This is a genomic window from Devosia sp. Root685, from assembly GCF_001427875.1.
Taxonomy (GTDB): Bacteria; Pseudomonadota; Alphaproteobacteria; order Rhizobiales; family Devosiaceae; genus Devosia.
Genome location: NZ_LMHK01000001.1, coordinates 714,896 through 736,556, shown reverse-complemented (window position 1 = coordinate 736,556; position 21,661 = coordinate 714,896). Strand labels below are relative to the sequence as shown.

The 21,661-nt window shown below is 61.0% G+C and carries 16 protein-coding genes; 15 read left to right on the top strand and 1 reads right to left on the bottom strand.

Annotation, left to right across the window (positions count from 1 at the left end; genetic code table 11):
• The first annotated feature begins 4 nt into the window (after window positions 1-4).
• The 11 genes from nuoG (at window position 5) to ASD83_RS03470 (ending at window position 12,622) form a co-directional block, all read left to right on the top strand.
• On the top strand, window positions 5-2,107 hold the full coding sequence (nuoG, locus tag ASD83_RS03520; RefSeq protein ID WP_056307992.1) for an NADH-quinone oxidoreductase subunit NuoG: 2,103 nt from the start codon (window positions 5-7) through the stop codon (window positions 2,105-2,107).
• A gap of 9 nt (window positions 2,108-2,116) precedes the next feature.
• Window positions 2,117-3,214: an NADH-quinone oxidoreductase subunit NuoH gene (gene nuoH, locus ASD83_RS03515; protein ID WP_056307990.1), complete on the top strand. Its 1,098-nt coding sequence runs from the start codon at window positions 2,117-2,119 to the stop codon at window positions 3,212-3,214.
• Window positions 3,214-3,702 (top strand): NADH-quinone oxidoreductase subunit NuoI, encoded by a 489-nt coding sequence (gene nuoI, locus ASD83_RS03510; RefSeq protein WP_035078977.1) that lies wholly within the window; start codon window positions 3,214-3,216, stop codon window positions 3,700-3,702. The genes nuoH and nuoI overlap by 1 nt, the downstream gene beginning before the upstream one ends.
• Before the next feature lie 11 nt (window positions 3,703-3,713).
• The gene (locus tag ASD83_RS03505) at window positions 3,714-4,322 is read left to right on the top strand and encodes an NADH-quinone oxidoreductase subunit J (RefSeq protein WP_056307988.1); all 609 of its coding nucleotides are present in this window, start codon (window positions 3,714-3,716) and stop codon (window positions 4,320-4,322) included.
• Window positions 4,323-4,337: 15 nt separating this feature from the next.
• Window positions 4,338-4,646: an NADH-quinone oxidoreductase subunit NuoK gene (gene nuoK / locus ASD83_RS03500; RefSeq protein ID WP_056309826.1), complete on the top strand. Its 309-nt coding sequence runs from the start codon at window positions 4,338-4,340 to the stop codon at window positions 4,644-4,646.
• Window positions 4,647-4,657: 11 nt separating this feature from the next.
• Window positions 4,658-6,751: an NADH-quinone oxidoreductase subunit L gene (gene nuoL, locus ASD83_RS03495; protein ID WP_056307986.1), complete on the top strand. Its 2,094-nt coding sequence runs from the start codon at window positions 4,658-4,660 to the stop codon at window positions 6,749-6,751.
• The gene (locus ASD83_RS03490; RefSeq protein WP_056307983.1) at window positions 6,751-8,334 is read left to right on the top strand and encodes an NADH-quinone oxidoreductase subunit M; all 1,584 of its coding nucleotides are present in this window, start codon (window positions 6,751-6,753) and stop codon (window positions 8,332-8,334) included. Before nuoL ends, ASD83_RS03490 begins: the two co-directional genes overlap by 1 nt.
• Window positions 8,335-8,343: 9 nt before the next feature.
• Complete coding sequence (gene nuoN, locus ASD83_RS03485) at window positions 8,344-9,789, top strand: NADH-quinone oxidoreductase subunit NuoN (protein WP_056307980.1); 1,446 nt, start codon at window positions 8,344-8,346, stop codon at window positions 9,787-9,789.
• Complete coding sequence (locus tag ASD83_RS03480) at window positions 9,790-10,620, top strand: biotin--[acetyl-CoA-carboxylase] ligase (protein WP_056307978.1); 831 nt, start codon at window positions 9,790-9,792, stop codon at window positions 10,618-10,620.
• A 72-nt stretch (window positions 10,621-10,692) separates the two neighbouring features.
• Window positions 10,693-12,366, top strand: a complete 1,674-nt coding sequence (locus ASD83_RS03475; protein ID WP_056307976.1) for a ribonuclease J — start codon at window positions 10,693-10,695, stop codon at window positions 12,364-12,366.
• Window positions 12,367-12,370: 4 nt separating this feature from the next.
• Window positions 12,371-12,622, top strand: a complete 252-nt coding sequence (locus tag ASD83_RS03470; RefSeq protein ID WP_056307974.1) for a DUF1467 family protein — start codon at window positions 12,371-12,373, stop codon at window positions 12,620-12,622.
• Between the two features lie 302 nt (window positions 12,623-12,924).
• Here ASD83_RS03470 and ASD83_RS03465 read toward each other — a convergent pair whose 3' ends face one another.
• Window positions 12,925-13,248: an MmcQ/YjbR family DNA-binding protein gene (locus ASD83_RS03465; RefSeq protein ID WP_056307972.1), complete on the bottom strand. Its 324-nt coding sequence runs from the start codon at window positions 13,246-13,248 to the stop codon at window positions 12,925-12,927.
• A gap of 295 nt (window positions 13,249-13,543) precedes the next feature.
• Between ASD83_RS03465 and proS the strand changes: the two genes are divergently transcribed.
• From proS to dnaE, 4 genes are all read left to right on the top strand, one after another.
• Complete coding sequence (gene proS / locus ASD83_RS03460; RefSeq protein WP_056307970.1) at window positions 13,544-14,893, top strand: proline--tRNA ligase; 1,350 nt, start codon at window positions 13,544-13,546, stop codon at window positions 14,891-14,893.
• Window positions 14,894-14,958: 65 nt separating this feature from the next.
• On the top strand, window positions 14,959-16,269 hold the full coding sequence (locus ASD83_RS03455; RefSeq protein ID WP_056307968.1) for an ABC transporter permease: 1,311 nt from the start codon (window positions 14,959-14,961) through the stop codon (window positions 16,267-16,269).
• Complete coding sequence (locus tag ASD83_RS03450; RefSeq protein ID WP_056307966.1) at window positions 16,262-16,948, top strand: ABC transporter ATP-binding protein; 687 nt, start codon at window positions 16,262-16,264, stop codon at window positions 16,946-16,948. Before ASD83_RS03455 ends, ASD83_RS03450 begins: the two co-directional genes overlap by 8 nt.
• 952 nt (window positions 16,949-17,900) lie before the next feature.
• Complete coding sequence (dnaE, locus tag ASD83_RS03445) at window positions 17,901-21,356, top strand: DNA polymerase III subunit alpha (protein WP_056307964.1); 3,456 nt, start codon at window positions 17,901-17,903, stop codon at window positions 21,354-21,356.
• Window positions 21,357-21,661: the final 305 nt, after the last annotated feature.

Here is a 21,661-nt window from a genome sequence, read left to right as displayed (position 1 = left end):
GGCAATGGCCACTATTAAGGTCGACGGCACGCTCGTCGAAGTTCCAGACTACTACACCCTGATGCAGGCTGCCGAAGCTGCGGGCGCGGAAATTCCGCGCTTCTGCTACCATGATCGTCTCTCGGTCGCGGGCAACTGCCGCATGTGCCTCGTCGAGGTCAAGGGTGGCCCGCCAAAGCCGCAGGCCTCGTGCGCCATGTCGGTCAAGGACCTGCGTCCTGGCCCGAATGGCGAACCGCCTGAAATGTTCACCAACACGCCCATGGTCAAAAAGGCCCGTGAAGGCGTGATGGAATTCCTCTTGGTCAACCACCCGCTCGATTGCCCGATCTGCGATCAGGGCGGCGAGTGCGACCTTCAGGACCAGGCCATGGCCTATGGCGTCGATAAATCGCGCTTCCATGAAAACAAGCGCGCTGTCGAAGACAAGTATATCGGGCCGCTGGTGAAAACCTCGATGAACCGTTGCATTCACTGCACGCGTTGCGTCCGCTTCACCACCGAAGTCGCCGGCATTGCCGAAATGGGTCTGCTTGGCCGCGGCGAAGACGCCGAGATCACCACCTATCTCGAAAAGGCGCTGTCGAGCGAGCTCCAGGGCAATGTCATCGACCTTTGCCCGGTTGGCGCTCTGACCTCCAAGCCCTATGCCTTCAACGCCCGTCCGTGGGAGCTGACCAAGACCGAATCCATCGACGTGATGGATGCCGTCGGTTCGGCCATCCGCGTCGATAGCCGTGGCCGCGAAGTCATGCGCATCATGCCGCGCGTCAACGAAGCCATCAACGAAGAGTGGATCTCGGACAAGACCCGCTTCGTCTGGGATGGCCTCAAGAACCAGCGCCTCGATCGCCCCTATGTCCGCAAGAACGGCAAGCTCCAGGCCACCACCTGGGAAGACGCTCTCTCGGCTGTTGCCACCCGTGTCAAGAAGGCCGGCAACAAGGTCGGCGCCATCGCTGGCGATCTCGCAGCCGTCGAAGAAATGTACGCCCTCAAGGGCCTGCTGGCCTCCATCGGCTCGGGCATGACCGACGTGCGTCCTGCCATGTCGGGTATCGATCCCTCGATGCCGCGCTCGGCTTACATCTTCAACCCGACCATTGCCGGTATCGAAGAAGCCGACGCCGTTCTCATCATCGGCGCTAATCCGCGCAAGGAAGCCTCGCTCATCAATGCGCGCATCCGCAAGACCTGGCGCGCCAAGAACATCCCCGTGGGCGTGATCGGCGAACGCGCCGACCTTACCTACACCTATGATTATCTCGGCGAAGGCTTTGAGACCCTCGTTGACGTGGCCGCCGGCAAGGGCTCCTTCGGCGAAATCCTCGCCAAGGCCCAGCGCCCGATCATTATCGTCGGCGAAGCCGCCGTCTCGCATGCCACTCTCGGCAAGCAGGTCGGCCGCGACGTTATCGCCCTCGCCGCCAAGCTCGCCACCGGCGCCAATGTCGCCAAAGGCTGGAACGGTTTTGCGCTGCTGCACAACGCGGCCAGTCGCGTTGGTGGCCTCGACATCGGCTTCGTGCCGCATGACGGCGGCGTGTGCTCGGCTGACCAGATCGCTCTGGCCGGCAAGGGCGAACTCGACGTCCTGTTCCTCCTCGGCGCCGACGAATACGACATGTCCGCCATGGGCAAGGCATTCGTCGTCTATGTCGGTTCGCACGGCGACAATGCGGCGCACCGCGCCGACGTCATCCTGCCGGCCGCGACCTATACCGAAAAGTCGGGCACCTATGTGAACACCGAAGGCCGCGTCCAGCAGACCGCCCGTTCCGTGTTTCCGCCCGGCGACGCCAAGGAAGACTGGGCCATTTTCCGTGCCCTGTCCGGCGCCATCGGCAAGCCGCTTCCGTACAACTCGCTCGTCCAGCTGCGTGCGGCCCTCTATGCCGAATTCCCGCATCTGGCACGCGTTGACGAGATCGAGGCAGGTGACTTTGCGGCGCTCAGCACCTATGCGAATGCGACGATCATGACGCGCTCGGCGCCGTTCGGTTCGGCCGTCGCTGATTTCTATCTCAGCAACCCGATTGCACGCGCCTCCGCCGTCATGGGTGAATGCGCTGCGCTCGCTGCCGGTCTCCGGCAGGCAGCGGAGTAGGGGACCACAATGGATTTCGTCAACTCGGCCCTCGACTATCTGCTCGGCATCCCCTTCCTCGGTTGGGGTGTGCAGATCGGCTTCATCTACAAGGCGCTGGCCCTGCTGGTTGCCCTGCTTGTCTTCACCGCCTTCATCCTTCTCGCCGACCGCAAGATCTGGGCTGCCGTCCAGATGCGCCGCGGTCCCAACGTCGTCGGCCCTTTCGGCCTTCTGCAGTCCTTCGCTGACTTGCTGAAGTTCGTCTTCAAAGAGCCGATCATTCCGGCCGGCGCCGACAAGGCCCTGTTCCTGCTCGCCCCGCTCCTGACTGCCACGCTGGCTCTCGCCGGCTGGGCCGTCGTGCCGGTCGACAATGGCTGGGCCATGGCCAATATCAACATTGGCATTCTGTATCTCCTCGGCATTTCTTCGCTCGGCGTCTATGGCGTCATCATCGGCGGCTGGGCCTCGAACTCGAAGTACCCCTTCTTCGGCTCGCTCCGCGCCGCCGCTCAGATGGTCAGCTACGAAGTCTCGATCGGCCTCGTCATCATCACTGTCCTGCTCTGCGTCGGGTCGCTGAACCTCAATGACATCGTCGTCGCCCAGCAGCAGATGGGCCTCGCCCACATGCTCGGCGTGCCGTGGCTCTCGTTCCTGAACTGGTTCTGGATTCCGCTCTTCCCGATGTTCGTGATTTTCTACATTTCGGCCCTCGCCGAAACCAACCGCCCGCCCTTCGATTTGGCGGAAGGTGAATCCGAACTCGTCGCCGGCTTCATGACCGAATATTCGGCATCGCCCTACATGCTCTTCATGCTTGGCGAATACATCTCGATCCTCCTGATGTGCGCCATGACCGTCATCCTCTTCATGGGTGGCTGGGCTGCGCCGATCGATCTGCCGCCCTTCACCTGGATTCCGGGTGTCATCTGGTTCTTCATCAAGCTGAGCCTGGTGTTCTTCATGTTCGCGATGGCCAAGTCCATCGTGCCCCGTTACCGCTATGACCAGCTCATGCGGATCGGCTGGAAGCTGTTCCTGCCGCTTTCGCTGATCATGGTCGTGATTGTTGCCTTCGTCCTCAAGCTCACGGGCTGGGGTTGGCACGGAGGAATCGTCTGATGCGCGCCGCCCAAGTCGTCAACACGCTGCTCCTGAAGGAGTTCGTATCGGCCTTCTTCCTGGCCATGCGCTACTTTTTCGCGCCGAAGCCAACCATCAACTATCCCTTCGAAAAGGGTCCGGTGTCGCCTCGTTTCCGCGGTGAGCATGCTCTCCGCCGTTATCCCAACGGCGAAGAGCGTTGCATCGCCTGCAAGCTCTGCGAAGCCATCTGCCCGGCCCAGGCCATCACCATCGAAGCCGGCCCGCGCCAGAACGACGGCACCCGCCGTACCGTGCGCTACGACATCGACATGGTGAAGTGCATCTATTGCGGCTTCTGCCAGGAAGCCTGCCCGGTGGATGCCATCGTCGAAGGCCCGAACTTCGAATTCGCAACCGAAACGCGCGAAGAGCTCTACTTCTCGAAGGAGAAGCTCCTTGCAAACGGCGATCGTTGGGAGCGTGAAATCGCCTCCAACCTTGCAGCCGACGCACCTTACCGCTGAGAGGGAAGAGGATGACCCTTCCACTATTCTTTTTCTACCTCTTCGCGGCGGTTGCTGTCGTCTCGGCCTTCATGGTCATTTCGGCGCGCAATCCCGTGCATGCGGTGCTGTTTCTCATTCTGACCTTCGTCAATGCGGCGGGTCTGTTCATGCTGGCCGGCGCCGAGTTTTTGGCGCTGATCCTGATCGTCGTCTATGTGGGCGCGGTCGCCGTGCTCTTCCTCTTCGTCGTCATGATGCTCGACATCGACTTCACTGAAATGCGCCAGGGCATGCTGCAATATGCGCCCATCGGCATTCTGGTCGGGTTGATCATGTTCCTCGAGCTGCTGCTCGTTGCGGGCAGCTTCTTCATCTCGCCAGAAGTCGCGAGTGGTTCGGGTCTGCCGATCGATGCGGCGATGGACAATACGCGCCAGCTCGGTCTGGTGCTCTACACGCGCTATTTCTTCCTGTTCCAGGGGGCAGGCGCAATTCTGCTGGTCGCCATGATTGGTGCCATCGTGCTCACGCTGCGTCACCGCGCGTCGGCGAAGCGCCAGGATCCGATCAAGCAGGTTGCTCGTCAGGCGAGCGAGACGCTGAAGGTCGTCAAGGTCAAAAGCGGTCAGGGGCTATAGGGGTTTATCATGGGCTTGGAAATCGGGCTCGGTCACTACCTGACCGTTGCAGCCATCCTGTTCACGCTCGGCGTGTTCGGCATCTTTCTCAACCGCAAGAACGTCATCGTCATTCTCATGTCGGTGGAATTGATCCTGCTTGCGGTCAATCTGAACTTCGTGGCCTTCAGCGCCCATCTGCAGGATTTGCAGGGCCAGGTCTTCGCGCTGATGATCCTCACCGTGGCTGCTGCTGAAGCGGCCATCGGTCTGGCCATTCTGGTCATTTTCTATCGCAACCGCGGCTCCATCGCGGTTGAAGACGCCAATATGATGAAGGGCTGAGGCTTAACGCTATGATTATTCAGGCGATTGTCTTCCTGCCCCTCATCGGGGCGCTTATTGCCGGCTTTTTGGGCCGGACCATCGGTCACAGGCCGAGCGAGTTCCTCACGTCCGGTCTGCTGATCATCGCAGCCGTACTGAGCTGGGTCGTGTTCATTCCCGTCGCCTTTGGTGATGGCCTTGCCGGCGCCGTGGGCGATGGCCATGCGGCCGTGCTCAAGGTCGAAGTCATGCGCTGGATCCAGGTCGGCGACATGGACCTGCGCTGGACCCTGCGTGTCGATACGCTCACCGCCATCATGCTGGTGGTCGTGAACACGGTTTCGGCCCTCGTTCACGTCTATTCGATCGGCTACATGAGCGACGATCCGCATCGTTCGCGCTTCTTCGCCTATCTCTCGCTCTTCACCTTCGCCATGCTCATGCTGGTGACGGCCGACAACTTCCTGCAGATGTTCTTCGGCTGGGAAGGCGTGGGCCTCGCGTCCTATCTGCTCATCGGCTTCTGGTACACAAAACCCTCGGCAACCGCTGCCGCCATGAAGGCCTTCATCGTCAATCGCGTCGGTGACTTCGGCTTCGCGCTCGGCATCTTTGGCGCCTTCCTCGTCCTCGGTCACATCGATTTCGACGGCGCCTTCCATGCTGCCGACGAATTCTCGACCACCGGCCTGCCGGTCATCCGGTTCCTTTCCTGGAACCTCGATGCAATGACCGTCATCTGCCTGTTGCTCTTCATGGGCGCCATGGGCAAGTCGGCGCAGTTCCTGCTGCACACCTGGCTTCCGGATGCCATGGAAGGTCCGACCCCGGTGTCGGCGCTTATCCATGCCGCAACCATGGTCACCGCCGGCGTCTTCATGGTCGCCCGCCTGTCGCCGCTGTTCGAACTCTCGCCCTTCGCTCTGAATGTCGTGATCGTCATCGGTGCTATCACCGCCTTCTTCGCGGCGACCGTCGGCCTCGTTCAAAACGACATCAAGCGCGTCATCGCTTATTCGACCTGTTCGCAGCTCGGCTACATGTTCGTCGCGCTTGGGGCAGGGGCCTATTCGGCCGGTGTCTTCCACCTCTTCACGCACGCCTTCTTCAAGGCTCTGCTGTTCCTGGGCGCCGGCGCTGTTATCCACGCCATGCACCATGAACAGGATATGCGGAACATGGGTGGCCTCCGGAAGAAGATCCCCATCACCTATGCAATGATGATGATCGGTACCCTCGCTCTCACCGGCGTCGGCATTCCGGGCACCAATTTCGGTTTCGCCGGCTTCTTCTCCAAGGACTCGATCATTGAATCGGCCTATGCGGTCGGTGGCAATATCGGCAGCTTCGCCTTCTGGCTCCTGGTGATCGCGGCTCTCTTCACGAGCTTCTATTCCTGGCGTCTGGTGCACCTGACCTTCCACGGCTCGCCGCGCGACGCGCAGCATGGCCATGGTCACCATGTCGACGCTCACGATGGCGATAGCCATGATGAGCCGCTCGCCGACGACCACGCCCATGATGTGCATGGCCATCACGGCTCGGCCTATGACAATGCCCATGAAGCGCCCAACGTCATGCTGGTGCCGCTCTATGTGCTGGCTGCGGGTGCGGTGCTCGCCGGTGTCGTGTTCTACGGCATGTTCTTCCACGAGGTCGAACACATCGAGCACTTCTTCGCTGGTTCGATCTTTGTCGACCACGAGATCATCGAAGCTGCGCACCATGTGCCGCTTTGGGTGAAGTGGAGCGCCACCGTGTCCATGATCATCGGCTTCGTCGCCGCCTGGTACATGTACATCAAGCGTCCGGATATCCCGGGCAAGCTCGCGGCCGCCAATCCGGGGCTTTACCAGTTCCTCTTGAACAAGTGGTACTTCGACGAGCTTTACAACACGATCTTCGTGCGCCCCGCGCTCTGGATCGGCCGCGCCATCTGGCATGGTTTCGATGACTGGCTGGTCGACGGCAAGATCGCCGAGGGCCTCGGCCGTCGCGTTCAGAACGTCACCTCCTGGGTCGTAAAACTCCAGTCCGGCTATCTCTATCACTATGCCTTCGCCATGCTGATCGGCATTGCGGCGCTGCTGACCTGGGCCATCGCGGCCGGGGGACTGATCTGATGACCTTCGAGAACTCTATCCTCACTATCGTGACCTTCCTGCCGCTCCTCGGCGCGGCACTGGTTCTCGTCACGCCAAAGACCGCGGTATCAGCGATCCGCTGGACGGCTCTGGTGACGACCCTCGTCACCTTCGCCCTCTCGCTCTGGATCTGGGCGGCGTTCGACCCCTCCAATCCGGGCTTCCAGTTCGTCGTCAACTATCCCTGGCTGGGCGACAGCATCGGCTATCGCGTCGGCGTCGACGGCATTTCCGTGCTCTTCGTGGTGCTCTCGGCTCTTCTGATGCCGTTCTGTATCCTCGCGAGCTGGGAAGCCATCGACAAGCGCGTCAAGGAATACATGCTGGTCTTCCTGATCCTGGAAGTCCTGATGATCGGCGTGTTCACCACGCTCGATCTCGCCATGTTCTATGTCTTCTTCGAAGGCACCCTGCTGCCGATGTTCCTCATCATCGGTATCTGGGGCGGCAAGCGCCGCATCCAGGCGAGCTACAAGTTTTTCTTCTACACCTTCATCGGCTCCGTCCTGATGCTCCTGGCCATCATGGCCATGTACTGGAATGCCGGCACCACCGACATTTCGCGCCTCCTGACCCACAAGTTCCCGGAAAGCATGCAGATATGGCTCTGGCTGGCCTTCTTCGCCTCGCTGGCCGTCAAGATGCCGATGTGGCCATTCCATCGCTGGCTGCCTGAAGCACACGTCGAAGCCCCGACTGCTGGTTCCGTCATTCTGGCGGCAATCCTCCTAAAGCTTGGCGGCTACGGCTTCCTGCGCTTCTCCCTACCCATGTTCCCCGATGCCTCGGCTCAGCTCTCGAACTTCGTGTTCGTGCTCTCGGTCGCTGCCATCATCATCACTTCGCTGGTCGCCCTCGTTCAGACCGACATCAAGAAGCTCATCGCTTACTCGTCGGTCGCCCACATGGGCTTCGTCACCATGGGTATCTTTGCGGGCAACGCCCTCGGCATCCAGGGCGCCATGTTCCAGATGATCTCGCATGGTCTGGTCTCCGGCGCGCTCTTCCTTGCTGTCGGCGTCATTTATGACCGCATGCACACCCGCGACATCACCGCCTATGGCGGCCTTGTCGAGCGCATGCCGCGCTATGCCTTCGCCTTCATGGTCTTCACCATGGCAAACGTCGGCCTTCCCGGCACGTCGGGCTTCGTCGGTGAATTCCTCACCATGCTCGGCGTTTTCCAGGTCAATACCTGGGTTGCGTTCGGTGCTGCCTTCGGCGTGATCTTCTCGGCCGGCTATGCGCTGTGGCTCTATCGCCGCATCATTTTCGGCGCGCTCACCAAGGAAAGCCTCAAGGGCATTCTCGACCTGAACCTGCGCGAAAAGATCATTCTCTACCCGTTGATCGTCATGATCATCGTGTTCGGCTTCTATCCCTCGCCGATCCTCGATACGACGGCCGCCTCGGTCAACAATCTGGTGTCGCATTACGCCACCTCGATTGGCCTCGACCCCGCCGTTTCCCTTGCCGACGCAAGGGCCCCCCTCGAATACGCCGCGCCCACGGGCGAGGCCGCGCCGGCCGCAGACCATGCGGCCGAGCCTGCTGCGCACTAGGAGAGCACCGTGAACTCTGACGTTATTGATTTCGCGAGCGTTGCGCCTGCCTATCCCGAACTGCTGATGGCAGTCGGCGCCCTGGTCCTTGTGATCCTGGGCGTCGCCATCAACAAGGAGAAGTCGGCCCTCATCTCCTGGCTCGCCGTCCTGCTCATGGCCGCCGCTGGCCTGATGATCCTCCTGAACCCCGCCGATGGCGTGCTGTTCAACGGCGTCTTCATCGCCGATGCCTTCGGCCGCTACATGAAGCTCTTGGTTCTCGGCGGCGCCGCGCTTTCGCTCATCCTCGCCATGCCCAATTCCGAGGCAAACGGCGTCCACAAGTTCGAATATTCCATCCTGGCTGTCCTCGCGACGCTGGGCATGATGATCATGGTGTCGGCCAACGACCTCATGAGCCTCTATATCGGTCTCGAACTGCAGTCCCTGGCGCTCTACGTCATGGCCGCCATCAAGCGCGACGACAAGCGCGCCTCGGAAGCGGGTCTGAAATACTTCGTCCTCGGCGCGCTCTCCTCGGGCATGCTGCTCTACGGCGCCTCGCTGGTCTATGGCTTCACCGGCCACACCAACCTCACCGAGATCGTCGGCGCCATCGCCATGGAAGGCCGCTCCATCGGCCTGATCTTCGGCATGGTCTTCCTCCTTGCCGGTGTCGCCTTCAAGATTTCGGCCGTGCCGTTCCACATGTGGACGCCGGACGTGTATGAAGGCGCCCCGACTCCCGTGACGGCCTTCTTCGCCATGGCGCCCAAGGTGGCCGCCATGTCGCTGATGATCCGTCTGGTCATGGATACGTTCCAGCCGATCTCGCACGATTGGCAGCAGGTCGTGATCTTCCTCTCGATCGCCTCCATGGTCCTCGCAGCCTTCGCTGCCATCGGCCAGCGCTCGCTCAAGCGCCTGATCGCCTATTCCTCGATCGGCCACGTCGGCTTCGCCCTCGTCGGTCTATCGTCAGGCACCCAGGTCGGCGTCGAAGGCGTCGCGATCTACATGGCCATCTACGTCACCATGACTGCCGGCCTCTTCGCCTGCATCCTGTCGCTGCGCACCGAAGATGGTTACGTCGAAAACGTCGAAGACCTCGCCGGCGCCGCCCAGACGCGTCCGTTCGTCGCTGCCATCATGGCGATCCTGATGTTCTCGCTGATCGGCATGCCGCCGCTCGCCGGGTTCTTTGCCAAGTGGCACGTCTTCCTCGCCGCCATCGAAGCCAACCTCTATGTCCTCTCGGTCATCGGTGTCCTGGCCTCGGCTGTGAGCGCGTACTACTATCTGCGCGTCGTCAAGACGATGTACTTCGACGAACCGAAGTCGGTCTTCATCGCGGTTCCGAATGAGCTCAACATCATTCTCGCAGTCAGTGCCTTTTTGGTCGTTACGTACTACTTCAGTGTTGGCAGTCTGCTAACCAATTGGGCACACATTGCCGCAGGAAGCCTCTTCTAGGTGGCCGAGTTTTCACTCGGCCCAAAGGCCCGGTCTGCCGGATATCGGCTGGCCGGGTTCGATGAAATAGGGTCCACCAATTCAGAAGCGCTCGCGGCCGCCGCCGCGGGTGATCAGGGCGGCATCTGGTTCGCTGCGCTCAAGCAGACCTCCGGTCGCGGCCGTCGCGGTCGCGCCTGGGAAAGCCCCTCCGGCAACCTGGCCGCCAGCCTCCTCATCATCCCCGATGCAGACCCTAACGTATTGGCAACGCTGGGCTTTGTCGCCGGCGTCGCGATGCAGAACGCGTTCGCGAAAATCCTGCCGCAAGGCGCCGTCCGCATCGGCATCGATGGCGCCGACGCCATGAACGGCTCCGGCCGCGTCGCGCTCAAATGGCCCAACGACGTTCTCGCCGATGGCGCAAAGATCGCCGGCATCCTCCTCGAAATGGGCAAAACCCCGGACGGGCGCCACGCAATCGTCATCGGCATCGGCGTCAATGTCATTGCCGCGCCCACCGGTTTGCCCTATCCGGCTAACAGCCTCAATGATCTTGGCTACGAACGCAGTGCCGAAGATGTCTTCGAAGCACTCTCGGAAGCCTGGGTCGATGCCTTCGCCCTCTGGAACGAAGGCGCTGGAATCACTGAGGTTTTAAACCAGTGGCGCGGTTCGGCCGCGGGCATTGGTGCCCCGGTCGCCGTCTCGCAGGACGGTGTTGTGCGGCGAGGAATTTTTGAAACCATCGATCAGTCCGGTCGGCTGGTCATGCGCGACGACGATGGCGCGCGGATCGTGATCACGGCCGGCGATGTGCATTTTGGGGCAACGGCCAGCGCCCGAAGCTGACCACAACATCTGCGCGACGACCAGCGACCAAAGATCGCCAGGCGCCGCGCGCAAAAAGGAAAAAGAAAACCCATGGCTAAGAACCAAAGGGATGAACTCGTTTTCGTACCCCTCGGGGGCGTCGGCGAGATCGGCATGAATATGGGTGCCTATGGCTTTGGCCCCGAAAAATCCCGCAAGTGGATCGTCGTCGATTGCGGCGTCAGCTTCGGCGGGCCGGACCTGCCGGGCATCGAACTCATCATGGCAAACCCCGAATTTCTCGAGGAAAATGCAGATGACGTGCTCGCCTTGATCCTCACCCACAGCCACGAAGACCACTACGGTGCGGTGCTCGATCTCTGGCCCGTCTTCGACAAGCCGGTCTATGCGACGCCCTTCACGGCCGCCATGCTGGCCGCCAAGCGGGCAGGGGATGGCATCGTCGAAAACGTCGACGTGCGCATCATGCGTCCCCGCAAGCCGTTTGAAATCGGCCCCTTCACCATCGAGGCGATTAACGTCGCCCACTCGATCCCCGAATCCAACAGCATTCTGATCACCACCCCGGTCGGCCGCGTGCTGCATACCGGCGACTGGAAGCTCGATCCGACCCCCGTCGTCAGCGCCCCGACCGATGTCGAGCGCTTCAAGGCCATCGGCGCCGAATCCGACCTGCCGCTGGCGCTGGTCTGCGATTCCACCAATGCCCTCAAGGACGGTGAAAGCCCGAGCGAAGCCGAAATCGGCGCTACGCTCGCCGCTCTCATCGCCGAGGCGCCTAATCGCGTCGCCGTCACCACCTTTGCCTCGAACGTCGGCCGCGTCGTCTCCATCGTCCGCGCCGCCCACCAAGCCGGCCGCCAGGTTGTTCTCTCCGGCCGCTCGCTGCACCGCATCATGGGCATCGCTAGGGAACTCGGCATGCTCGAAGGCTTGCCGACGCTCCATGATCAGGACGCCTACAAGACGATTCCGCGCAACAAATGCGTGCTGATCTGCACCGGCAGCCAGGGCGAAGCCCGCGCCGCCATTGCCCGCATCGCCCGCGGCGAACACCCCGTTATCGATCTCAATGCCGGCGACCGCATGATCTTCTCGTCCTGGGCCATTCCGGGCAATGAGCGCGAAGTCATCGACATCCAGAACCTTCTTATCGACAAGGGCATCGAGATCATCACCCAGAATGACGCGCTTGTTCACGTCACCGGCCACCCCCGCCGCGACGAACTGCGCCGTCTCTATTCCTGGGTAAAGCCGCAGGTTCTCGTGCCGGTCCACGGCGAAGCGACCCATCTCGCCGCCCACGCCAAGCTTGGCCGTGAAGAAGGCATCCCCAATGTCTGCGAAGCGCGCAACGGCGATATGGTCCGGCTTTTCCCAGAGCCCATGGCCTATCCGGCCGAAGTGCGCACCGGCGAACTCTATCTCGATGGCCTCGTGCTCTGCACGCCCGAGGAATCGGGCGTAAAGGGTCGCCGCCGTCTCTCCTTCGGCGGCATGATCATCGTCAGCCTTGCCGTCAATTCGAGTGGCCATGTCGTCTCCGGCCCCGACTATGTCGTCGAAGGCCTGCCGGAAACCGAAGACGAATCGCTGGTTGAGCTGGTGGAAGAAACCGTCACCAACCTCATCAAGAGCCTGCCGCCCAAGCGCCGCTCGGACCCTGATGTTTTCAGCTCGGCACTCTTCAAGTCCATCCGCAACGAAGTAAACGCGTTCTGGGGCCGCAAGCCCAACGTCAACGTCTTCGTGCACAGGGTCTGACGTCATGCAGTGGGGATCGATCGCTGCCGTCTTTTTCGTCGTCTGGTGGCTCTGCTTCGTCGCAGTGCTGCCCATCGGCGCGCGGAGCCATCACGAAACCGGCGAAGCGCTTGTGCGCGGCGCCGACCCCGGCTCGCCGGTCGCTCCACGAATGGGTCGAAAACTGCTGGTAGCCACCGGCCTCGCCATAGTCTTCACAGCCCTGCTGCTCTGGGCCCTCACCAACGAAACGCTGATGGCCTACTGGAATCGGTAGTCGTTTCACCTAAGAACTGAAACAAAAGTAGACCTCATCCTGAGGCGCGGAGCGCAGCGTAGCCTCGAAGGACGAGGGCGTGGCAGCTGGTCTCCACTCGCTCGACCTCGTGGTTCGAGGCTTTGCTGCGCAAAGCACCTCACCATGAGGCCTCTTGAACGGGCGTTGCAGAGCAAAAGAGAAATGATCTGGGGTAGGGAGGCCCATCACCTCGCCCTTGGAGGAGAGATTGTGATCACCCATGTCCGTCGCTCTCCCAACAAGCGGGAAAGCCACGAGGCGAGGGCGTCGGTCCGCAGCCCCTACCGCTTCTTCGCCACACCCACCGCGTGAACATGCGCCATGGCGAGCGCCGCCGCGACATCTTCATCCGTCGCCGCGCTCAGCCACATCGTCGTCCAGCCCTGCCGCCCCCAGCCATTGTCGATGGCTTTAAAGACTTCGGGAGCGAGCTGACATTTGAATTCCTGCTCGTCCGGCGTGAATTTCAGGTTTGCACTCAGTCCATTGGCCGCCAGTGTCGCAAAAGTGCGTTTCACCTTGAAAGCCGTGCGGTCAAAATGCGGCCCGCTCGTTGCGCCGGGCAGGGTTAGGGCAATTCGTGCGAAACTTTCAGAGTCAGCCATTACGTCTTGATTCCGAAATAAAAAAGCAGGGCACAAAGGCCCTGCTTTATAGTTGAATCGACAATACGTTGGTCTTAGGCTCGCTCTACAGCGTGCGGCCAACGCTCCTCCCTTGACGTTGTCGATCGTTAGCGGTTGAACCGCCGTGTCTTTATTGTGACGGGACCCTAACAACACATTTTCTTCCTGTCACGCAGATTCTGCATAGCTTGCATGCTTGAATCGTATGGACGGTTGGGCTCTGAGTGGGCATCAACAAAAGTCTGAGTCGAAGCCAAGAATTTCGGAGTTTCCCATGCGCCTGTCCCGCTATTTTCTGCCGGTTCTGCGCGACGTTCCAAAGGAAGCCGAGATCGTCTCGCATCGGCTTATGCTGCGCGCCGGCATGATCCGTCAGCAGGCCTCCGGCCTCTATTCCTGGTTGCCGCTCGGCTACAAGGTGCTGATGAAGGTCCAGAAGATCATTGAAGAGGAACAGAACCGCGCAGGCGCTGTCCAGCTTCTCATGCCGACCATTCAATCCGCCGATCTCTGGCGCGAATCGGGCCGCTACGATGCCTATGGCAAAGAAATGCTGCGCATCGAGGATCGCCACGAGCGCGAGTTCCTCTATGGCCCGACCAACGAGGAAATGGTCACCGACATTTTCCGCGCCTATGTGAAGTCCTATAAGGACCTGCCGCTGAACCTCTACCACATCCAGTGGAAGTTTCGCGACGAGGTGCGTCCTCGCTTCGGCACCATGCGCTCCCGCGAATTCCTGATGAAGGACGCCTATTCCTTCGATCTCGACAAGGATCGCGCCGTCGCCGCCTACGAGCGTATGTTCGTCGCGTATCTGCGCACCTATGCCCGCATGGGCCTCACCGCCATTCCGATGCGCGCCGATACCGGTCCCATCGGCGGCGACCTCAGCCACGAATGGATCATCCTGGCCGAAACCGGCGAAAGCCAGGTCTTCTGCCATCGTGACCTGCTCGATAAGCCAATTCCGGGCAAGGACGTCGATTTCCGCGGTGACCTCAAGCCGATCTTCAACGATTGGACCTCGCTCTACGCCGCGACCGAGGAAATGGTCGATCACGCCGAATACGAAGCCAGTGTGCCGGAAGACAAGCGCGTCTCCGCCAGGGGTATCGAAGTCGGCCACATCTTCTATTTCGGCACGAAATATTCCGAGCCGATGAAGGCATCGGTCACCGGCAATGACGGCAAGGAAACCATTGTCCATATGGGTTCCTACGGCGTCGGTCTGACCCGTGTCGTGCCCGCCATCATCGAAGCCAGCCATGACGAAAACGGCATCATCTGGCCGGTCTCCGTCGCGCCCTTCGAAGCGGTTCTGATCAATCTCAAGGCCGGCGATGCCGACACGGACGCCGCCTGCGACAAGCTCTATGGCGAGCTGACTGCGGCCGGCCTCGATATGCTCTATGACGATCGCGACCAGCCTGCCGGTTCGAAGTTCGCAACCGCCGATCTCGTCGGCATCCCGTACCAGATTATCCTTGGGCCACGCGGCCTTAAATCGGGCGAAGTTGAGATCAAACATCGCAAGACTGGCGAGCGCGAGACGCTGCCGCTCGCCAATCTGGTCGAGCGTGTGAAAAGCCTGATCGAACCTCAGCGGATGAACGACATTTGACCATCAGCAGCGCGCAGCAAGCCCCGGCCGGCCGATCCACTCGGCCCTTCGCCCGGTTTGAATGGATGATTGCTGGGCGCTATTTGCGCGCGAGGCGAAAGGAGGCGTTCATTTCGGTGATCGCCAGCCTCACCATGGTCGGCGTGGCGATCGGGGTCGCAACGCTGATCGTCGTCATGTCGGTCATGAACGGCTTTCGAGCCGAATTGCTCACCAAGATCCTGGGGCTCAACGGCCACTTCACGGCCTTCCCCATCGAGAGCAAATTCACCGACTACAAGGACGCCGTGGCAACCCTCGAGGAAGTCCAGGGCGTCAAATTCGCCGTCTACTATGTCGAAGGTCAGGTTCTCGCCTCCGGCCGCGGCGGCTCGACCGGCGTTTCCGTGCGCGGCATGGATGCGGAAAACCTCGAAAAGCTCGATCTGCTGTTCAATTCGGCAGAGCAGGGCGGTTTCGATAGCTGGGATGAAAACGACGGGGTCGCCATCGGTTACCGATTGGCCCAGACGCTTGGCGTCGGCCTGGGCGATCAGGTGCAGATCATCAATCCCGATAGCGGCGCCATGACGCCCTTCGGCTCGACCCCGCAAATCAAGTCCTACCCCGTCCGCACCATCTTCAATCTCGGCATGGTCGAGTTCGACAGCCTCTTCATGTATATGCCGCTGAAGACGGCGCAAGACTATTTCAAGCTCTACGAAGACGTGCTGAAGCCCGGCCAAGGCCCGCTCGATCCCATGGCGTCGGACGCAGAGATCGACGCCGCCTACGAGCGCATCTATCAGGCGACCGCCGCCGAAATCTTCATCGATAACCCCGACGCGATTCCCCTGATGCGCGAGCGTCTGGCTGCGGCCACCAATATCCGGCCGTTCATCCTCACCGATTGGCAGCAGCGCAACGAGACCTTCTTCTCCGCCCTGCAGGTGGAGCGCGTGGTGATGTTCACCATCCTCTCGATGATCGTCCTCGTCGCTGCCTTCAACATCATTTCGAGCCTCGTCATGCTGGTGAAGGACAAGAGCAAGGACATCGCCGTGCTCCGCACCATGGGCGCCACCCGCGGCGCCATCATGCGCATCTTCTCGATCACCGGCACGACCATCGGCGTCGTCGGCACGTTGAGCGGCCTCGTGCTCGGCCTTATCGTCGCCGCCAATGCCGAGGCCATCCGCTCGACCATTTCCAACACGCTGGGCGTTGCGCTCTTCCCGCCCGAGGTCTTCTTCCTCTCGGCCCTGCCGAGCAAGACTGACCCGACCGAAGTGACCGTGGTGGTCATCATGGCGCTTGGCCTGAGCTTCCTCGCCACGCTCTATCCCGCCTGGCGCGCGGCCCAATATGATCCCGTCGAGGCGCTGCGCTATGAGTGATCCGTTTCTGCGTCTCTCCGGCGTCCATCGCCACTACGGCGAAGGCGCGACCAAGGTGCGCGTGCTCGACCAAGCGGATCTCGTCGTCGAAAGCGGCGAACTGGTCGCCCTCGTCGCCCCCTCGGGCGCCGGCAAATCGACGCTCCTGCATCTCTGCGGCCTGCTCGAAAGCCCGCAGGAGGGCGAGGTCGAAATCGTCGGCCATAAGACCAGTCAGCTGAGCGATCGCGGCCGCACCCAATTGCGCCGCAATACGGTCGGCTATGTCTATCAGTTCCACCACCTGTTGCCTGAGTTCACAGCGCTCGAAAACGTAACCATGCCGCAACTGATCGCCGGAAAATCCCAGGCCGACGCTGACAAACGCGCCATGGAGCTTCTCGACATCCTCGGCGTCGCCCCCCGCGCCGCCCATCGCCCGGCCGAACTCTCCGGCGGCGAACAACAGCGCGTCGCCATCGCCCGCGCCGCCGCCAACCACCCCCGCGTCATCCTCGCCGACGAGCCCACCGGCAATCTCGATCCGAGCACCAGCGATCTCGTATTCCAGGCCCTGCAAAGCCTCATCCGCACCGAAGGCGCCGCCGCCCTCATCGCCACGCACAATCACGACCTCGCCAAACGCGCCGACCGCATCGTGACTATCAAGGACGGCAAGGTCGTTCCGCATAGTCTTTAGGTCGCTCGGTTAGCGATCTCTCGGCATTCGCCCCGCTTGCCGTCGGCACTCTTTCTTCACCTCTCCCTTTGGGGGAGAGGTCGCCGCGAAGCGGCGGGTGAGGGGGCCTACTTGGCCGGTGCTTGCCGCACCCCCATCCATCCCCCCGTGATCGTTTAACGTTTTATCGACGCACAAGTAGGCCTCATGGTGAGGTGCGAAGCGCAGCGTAGCCTCGAACCACGAGGACGTGCCCGGTGATGCAGTGCCACGCCCTCGTGCTTCGAGGCCACGGGCCAGGCCCGGGACACCTCACCATGAGGACTAATGGATATTCGGCACGCCAAAATCTATCCTACTTATCCCCGCCCCAAAAATCTCCTCTATCTTCCCTCCATCCAACCTCGCATGGACGGTCTGCAGACGACAGTAGCGAGGGGGCCCGGCAGGGGATCGTCTCCCATGCACGTTCGGGGCTGGCCTGCTTGCGACGAGCGATCAAAAGCCGCCGATAGTTCCGCCCGAAAAAAGGGCGCCTCGGAGCGGTATCCGCTTCACTAAACTAAAACACTTCGAGGCGAATGCCGCTCCGAGGTCCGTCCACCCCGAAAAGCCCGGAGGCCCCAGGCCGTCCGGCCCTTCTGCACGTCCCGAATCCCGCGCGTGCATCGCACGTCGCGACACGCCTTCTAACGAATCCCTAACGCGTTAACCCTGTCCCCGCTTTCCCCGATCATCCCACTAGACCGGAACAAAGAGAAAACATATAAGAACATTATAGCAACAAGGGAGCTAAAGATGATTGATTTCTTCAAGGACTTCGCCGCCTTCGTGACCCTCGGCGCCTTCACTATCGGCTCGCTGACCTGGATGGATTTGCTGACGAATTTGGCGGCTTGATCGCCTGTGGATTGGGTCGAGGGTGATTTGACCTCTGGCCCCGACAGGCTAAGACTCCTTTCAGGAGATTTTTATGCGCGGCCCCGGCTTCATCCACCTACACGTTCACTCGGCTTTCTCGCTCCTTGAAGGGGCTGTACAGCTTGAGGCGATTCTCAAACTTGCCGCCGCCGACGCTCAGCCGGCGCTTGGCCTGGCCGATACGGCCAATCTCTTCGGCGCCCTGGAATTTTCCGAAAAGGCGACGAAAAAGGGCATCCAGCCGCTGATCGGCGTCGAACTTGCTATCGATTTCGCCGCTGCCGAGGAGCGTGTCAGCGAGCGTGGCCACGTCGCCTGGACCGGAAAATCCAGCGTGGTCATGATGGCGCAGTCCGAAGAGGGCTTTGCCAATCTCTCGCGCCTTGTCTCCCGCGCCTATATGCAGGGCGAAAATGGCCTTGCCCGCGCCAAACTCGATTGGCTGACGCCTGACGCGCTGGCCGGCATGATTTGTCTCTCGGGTGGCCCGGAAGGCGCCATCGACATGCCCTTCGCCCATGGGCAGGATGCCAACGCTATCCGTCGCCTCGACCGTCTCGCGGACGTTTTTGGCGATCGCTTCTATATCGAATTGCAGCGCCATGGCCGCGGCCAGGAAGCATCAGTCGAACCACGCCTGATCGACTATGCCTATCGCAAGGGTATTCCGCTCGTCGCCACCAACGAGCCCTTTTTCAAGTCCGCCAAAGAATATGAAGCGCACGACGCGCTGCTCGCCATCGCCGGCAGTTCCGTCCTCGCTCAGACCGAGCGTCGAAAGCTCAACGACCAATATTACTTCAAAACCCGCGCGGAGATGATCGAGCTGTTCTCGGATCTCCCCGAAGCGCTCGATTCCACCATCGAGATTGCCCGCCGCATCGCCTATCGTCCGCGCACCCGCGGCCCGATCCTGCCCAAATTCGCCGCCGGTTCGCACGACACCGAAGAAGCCGTCGTTGCCGCCGAAGCCGCCGCCTTGCGTGAGATTTCGGTTACCGGTCTCGACAAGCGCCTGGCCGCCCATGGCCCGGGGCCCGGCAAGACCGAACAGGAATATCGCGAGCGCCTCGATTTCGAACTCAACGTCATCGAGAAGATGAAATTCCCCGGCTACTTCCTCATCGTGGCCGACTTTATCCAATGGGCCAAGGCGCAGGGTATTCCGGTTGGTCCCGGCCGCGGTTCCGGTGCCGGCTCGCTCGTGGCCTATGCCACGACGATTACCGACCTCGATCCGCTGCGCTACAATCTCCTATTCGAACGCTTCCTCAATCCTGAGCGCGTCTCGATGCCCGACTTCGATATCGACTTCTGCCAGGACCGGCGCGAAGAAGTTATCCAGTACGTTCAGAACAAATACGGCGTCGAGCAGGTCGCCCAGATCATCACCTTCGGTTCGCTGCAAGCGCGCGCCGTGCTGCGCGACGTCGGTCGCGTGCTGCAGATGCCCTATGGCCAGGTAGATCGCATCTGCAAGATGGTGCCAGCCAATCCGGCTGATCCCTGGACCGTCGAGCGCACCATGAACGAGGTGCCGCAGTTCAAGCAGATGGCCGAGGAGGACGAGGCTGTCGGTCAGCTCGTCGAAATCGCGAAATCGCTTGAGGGTCTTTATCGGCACGCCTCGACCCACGCCGCCGGCATCGTCATTGGCGATCGCCCGCTGCAGGACATCGTGCCGCTTTATCGTGATCCGCGTTCCGACATGCCGGTGACGCAATACAACATGAAGTGGGTTGAGCCAGCGGGCCTGGTCAAATTCGACTTCCTCGGTCTCAAAACCCTCACCACGATTCAATACGCCGTAGAAATGGTGCGCAAGCGCGGTATCGATCTCGATATCGACACCATCCCCATCGATGACGCGGCGACCTATAATCTCTACGCCCGTGGCGATACCTACGGCATCTTCCAGTTTGAAAGTGGCGGCATGCGGCGAGCTCTAATGGATCTCAAGCCCGACCGCATCGAAGATCTTATCGCTATGAACGCGCTCTATCGGCCTGGTCCGATGGACAATATCCCGAGCTTCATCGACCGTAAGCATGGCCGCGAAGAAGTGGCCTATCCCCACCCCAAGCTCAGCGAAGTGCTCGACGAAACTTATGGCATCATCGTCTATCAGGAGCAGGTGATGCAGATCGCCCAGCTTCTATCAGGCTATTCGCTCGGCGAAGCCGACATGCTCCGCCGCGCCATGGGTAAGAAGATCAAGGCGGAGATGGACAACCAGCGCGTCCGCTTCCGCGAGGGGTCCGGTCCTCAGGGCGTCAGCGAAGCGCTGGCCGACCAGATTTTCGACCTTCTGGCAAAATTCGCGAACTATGGCTTCAACAAGAGCCACGCCGCCGCTTACGCCTGGGTGTCCTACCAGACGGCCTATCTCAAGCAGCATTACCCGCACGAATTCTATGCGGCCTCGATGACGCTCGATATGGCCCAGACCGACAAACTCTCGGACTTCCGCCGCGAGGCTGGCAAGAAAAAGATCGAAGTCGTCCCGCCCTGCGTCAACGCCTCCGAAGTCGTGTTCTCGGTGAAAGAAGACCGCATCCATTACGGCCTTTCCGCCGTGAAGGGTGTCGGCCGCGCCGTCGCCGAGCACATCGTCGAGGTTCGCGGCGACAAGCCCTTCAAGGACCTGGGCGATTTCGCCCGTCGCGTCGATCCCAAGGCCATCAACAAGCGCACGCTCGAAACCCTGGTCAATGCCGGTGCTTTTGACGCTCTCGTTGAACGCCGCGAAATCGCCTTCGCCGCCATGGATCAGGTCGTTGGGACGGCCCAGGCCCTGACCACCGAGCGCAATGAAGGCCAATGGAACATGTTCGCCTCAAGCGAGCCCGAACCTTTCCGCCTGCCAACCAGCGTTCCCGCATGGAATTCGACCGAGCGTGCCGATCGCGAACTTTCTGCCATCGGCTTCCACCTTTCGGCCCATCCGCTCGACGCTTATTCCGATCTCTTCGAACGGCTACGCGTGCAGCGCTGGAGCGATTTCGAACGTGCCGTAAGGGACGGCGCCTCCGCTGGCCGCATGGCGGGGACCATCTCGTCGCGTAACGATAGGCGTACGAAAAAGGGCACGCCGATGATGATCCTCAGCCTCTCGGATCAGAGCGGCACCTTTGAGGTCGTCGCCTTTTCCGAGCAGATCAGCCAATTCGGAGCAATTCTTCAGCCGGGCAATTCAGTAATCCTCGAAGTTGCGGCGGAGGAACGGGCCGAAGGCATCAGCCTGCGGCTGAATGGCGCAAAGCCGATCGAAGGCCTGGCCGAAAGCATCGACCGTCGCCTGACCATTTTTACGGCCAATGAGAAAGCCCTCGGACCGGTAAGCGCGCAATTGAAGCGTGGCGGCAATAGCACTGTCAGTTTCGTGGTCATTCGCGATGCGGGTGCGCGTGAATATGAAATCGAACTGTCCGGCAAATACGCCGTCAATTCCGAAATCGCCGGGGGCATCAAGGCCCTGGACGGGATCACCGATGTCCGGTTCCACTAGAGCAAGGGGCAAAACAACGCGGAGGAGGTAAGCGCAAAGCTCTTCCTCCCCCGCTCAGGGGCTCTCACCCTGTAGCCCCACGTCTGGGCGCGGGTCCATGAAGAACCAACGACCAATCCACGGATCGGTTCGTTGACGATCCCGTGAGTGACCGTGGCGGGTTGCGCTCGGGGAATAGTTCGCTTATATCGCCCACGCGTCCAGCAGTTTGGCTGGCGCGATCTCACACACGAAGCAGGCTTTCCATTTTTGGATGGCCATCCGGTGGCGGACAACCGTCGCAAGGCTTCGTGGAGGCATCAACC

Excerpts from the sequence above, each read along its gene's own strand:
- nuoL (WP_056307986.1), top strand. The coding sequence starts at position 4,658 with ATGATTATTCAGGCGATTGTCTTCCTGCCCCTCATCGGGGCGCTTATT.
- ASD83_RS03455 (WP_056307968.1), top strand. The coding sequence starts at position 14,959 with ATGATTGCTGGGCGCTATTTGCGCGCGAGGCGAAAGGAGGCGTTCATT.
- nuoH (WP_056307990.1), top strand. The coding sequence starts at position 2,117 with ATGGATTTCGTCAACTCGGCCCTCGACTATCTGCTCGGCATCCCCTTC.
- nuoI (WP_035078977.1), top strand. The coding sequence starts at position 3,214 with ATGCGCGCCGCCCAAGTCGTCAACACGCTGCTCCTGAAGGAGTTCGTA.
- ASD83_RS03450 (WP_056307966.1), top strand. The coding sequence starts at position 16,262 with ATGAGTGATCCGTTTCTGCGTCTCTCCGGCGTCCATCGCCACTACGGC.
- ASD83_RS03465 (WP_056307972.1), bottom strand. The coding sequence starts at position 13,248 with ATGGCTGACTCTGAAAGTTTCGCACGAATTGCCCTAACCCTGCCCGGC.
- ASD83_RS03470 (WP_056307974.1), top strand. The coding sequence starts at position 12,371 with ATGCAGTGGGGATCGATCGCTGCCGTCTTTTTCGTCGTCTGGTGGCTC.
- ASD83_RS03490 (WP_056307983.1), top strand. The coding sequence starts at position 6,751 with ATGACCTTCGAGAACTCTATCCTCACTATCGTGACCTTCCTGCCGCTC.
- ASD83_RS03505 (WP_056307988.1), top strand. The coding sequence starts at position 3,714 with ATGACCCTTCCACTATTCTTTTTCTACCTCTTCGCGGCGGTTGCTGTC.
- nuoG (WP_056307992.1), top strand. The coding sequence starts at position 5 with ATGGCCACTATTAAGGTCGACGGCACGCTCGTCGAAGTTCCAGACTAC.
- dnaE (WP_056307964.1), top strand. The coding sequence starts at position 17,901 with ATGCGCGGCCCCGGCTTCATCCACCTACACGTTCACTCGGCTTTCTCG.
- proS (WP_056307970.1), top strand. The coding sequence starts at position 13,544 with ATGCGCCTGTCCCGCTATTTTCTGCCGGTTCTGCGCGACGTTCCAAAG.
- ASD83_RS03475 (WP_056307976.1), top strand. The coding sequence starts at position 10,693 with ATGGCTAAGAACCAAAGGGATGAACTCGTTTTCGTACCCCTCGGGGGC.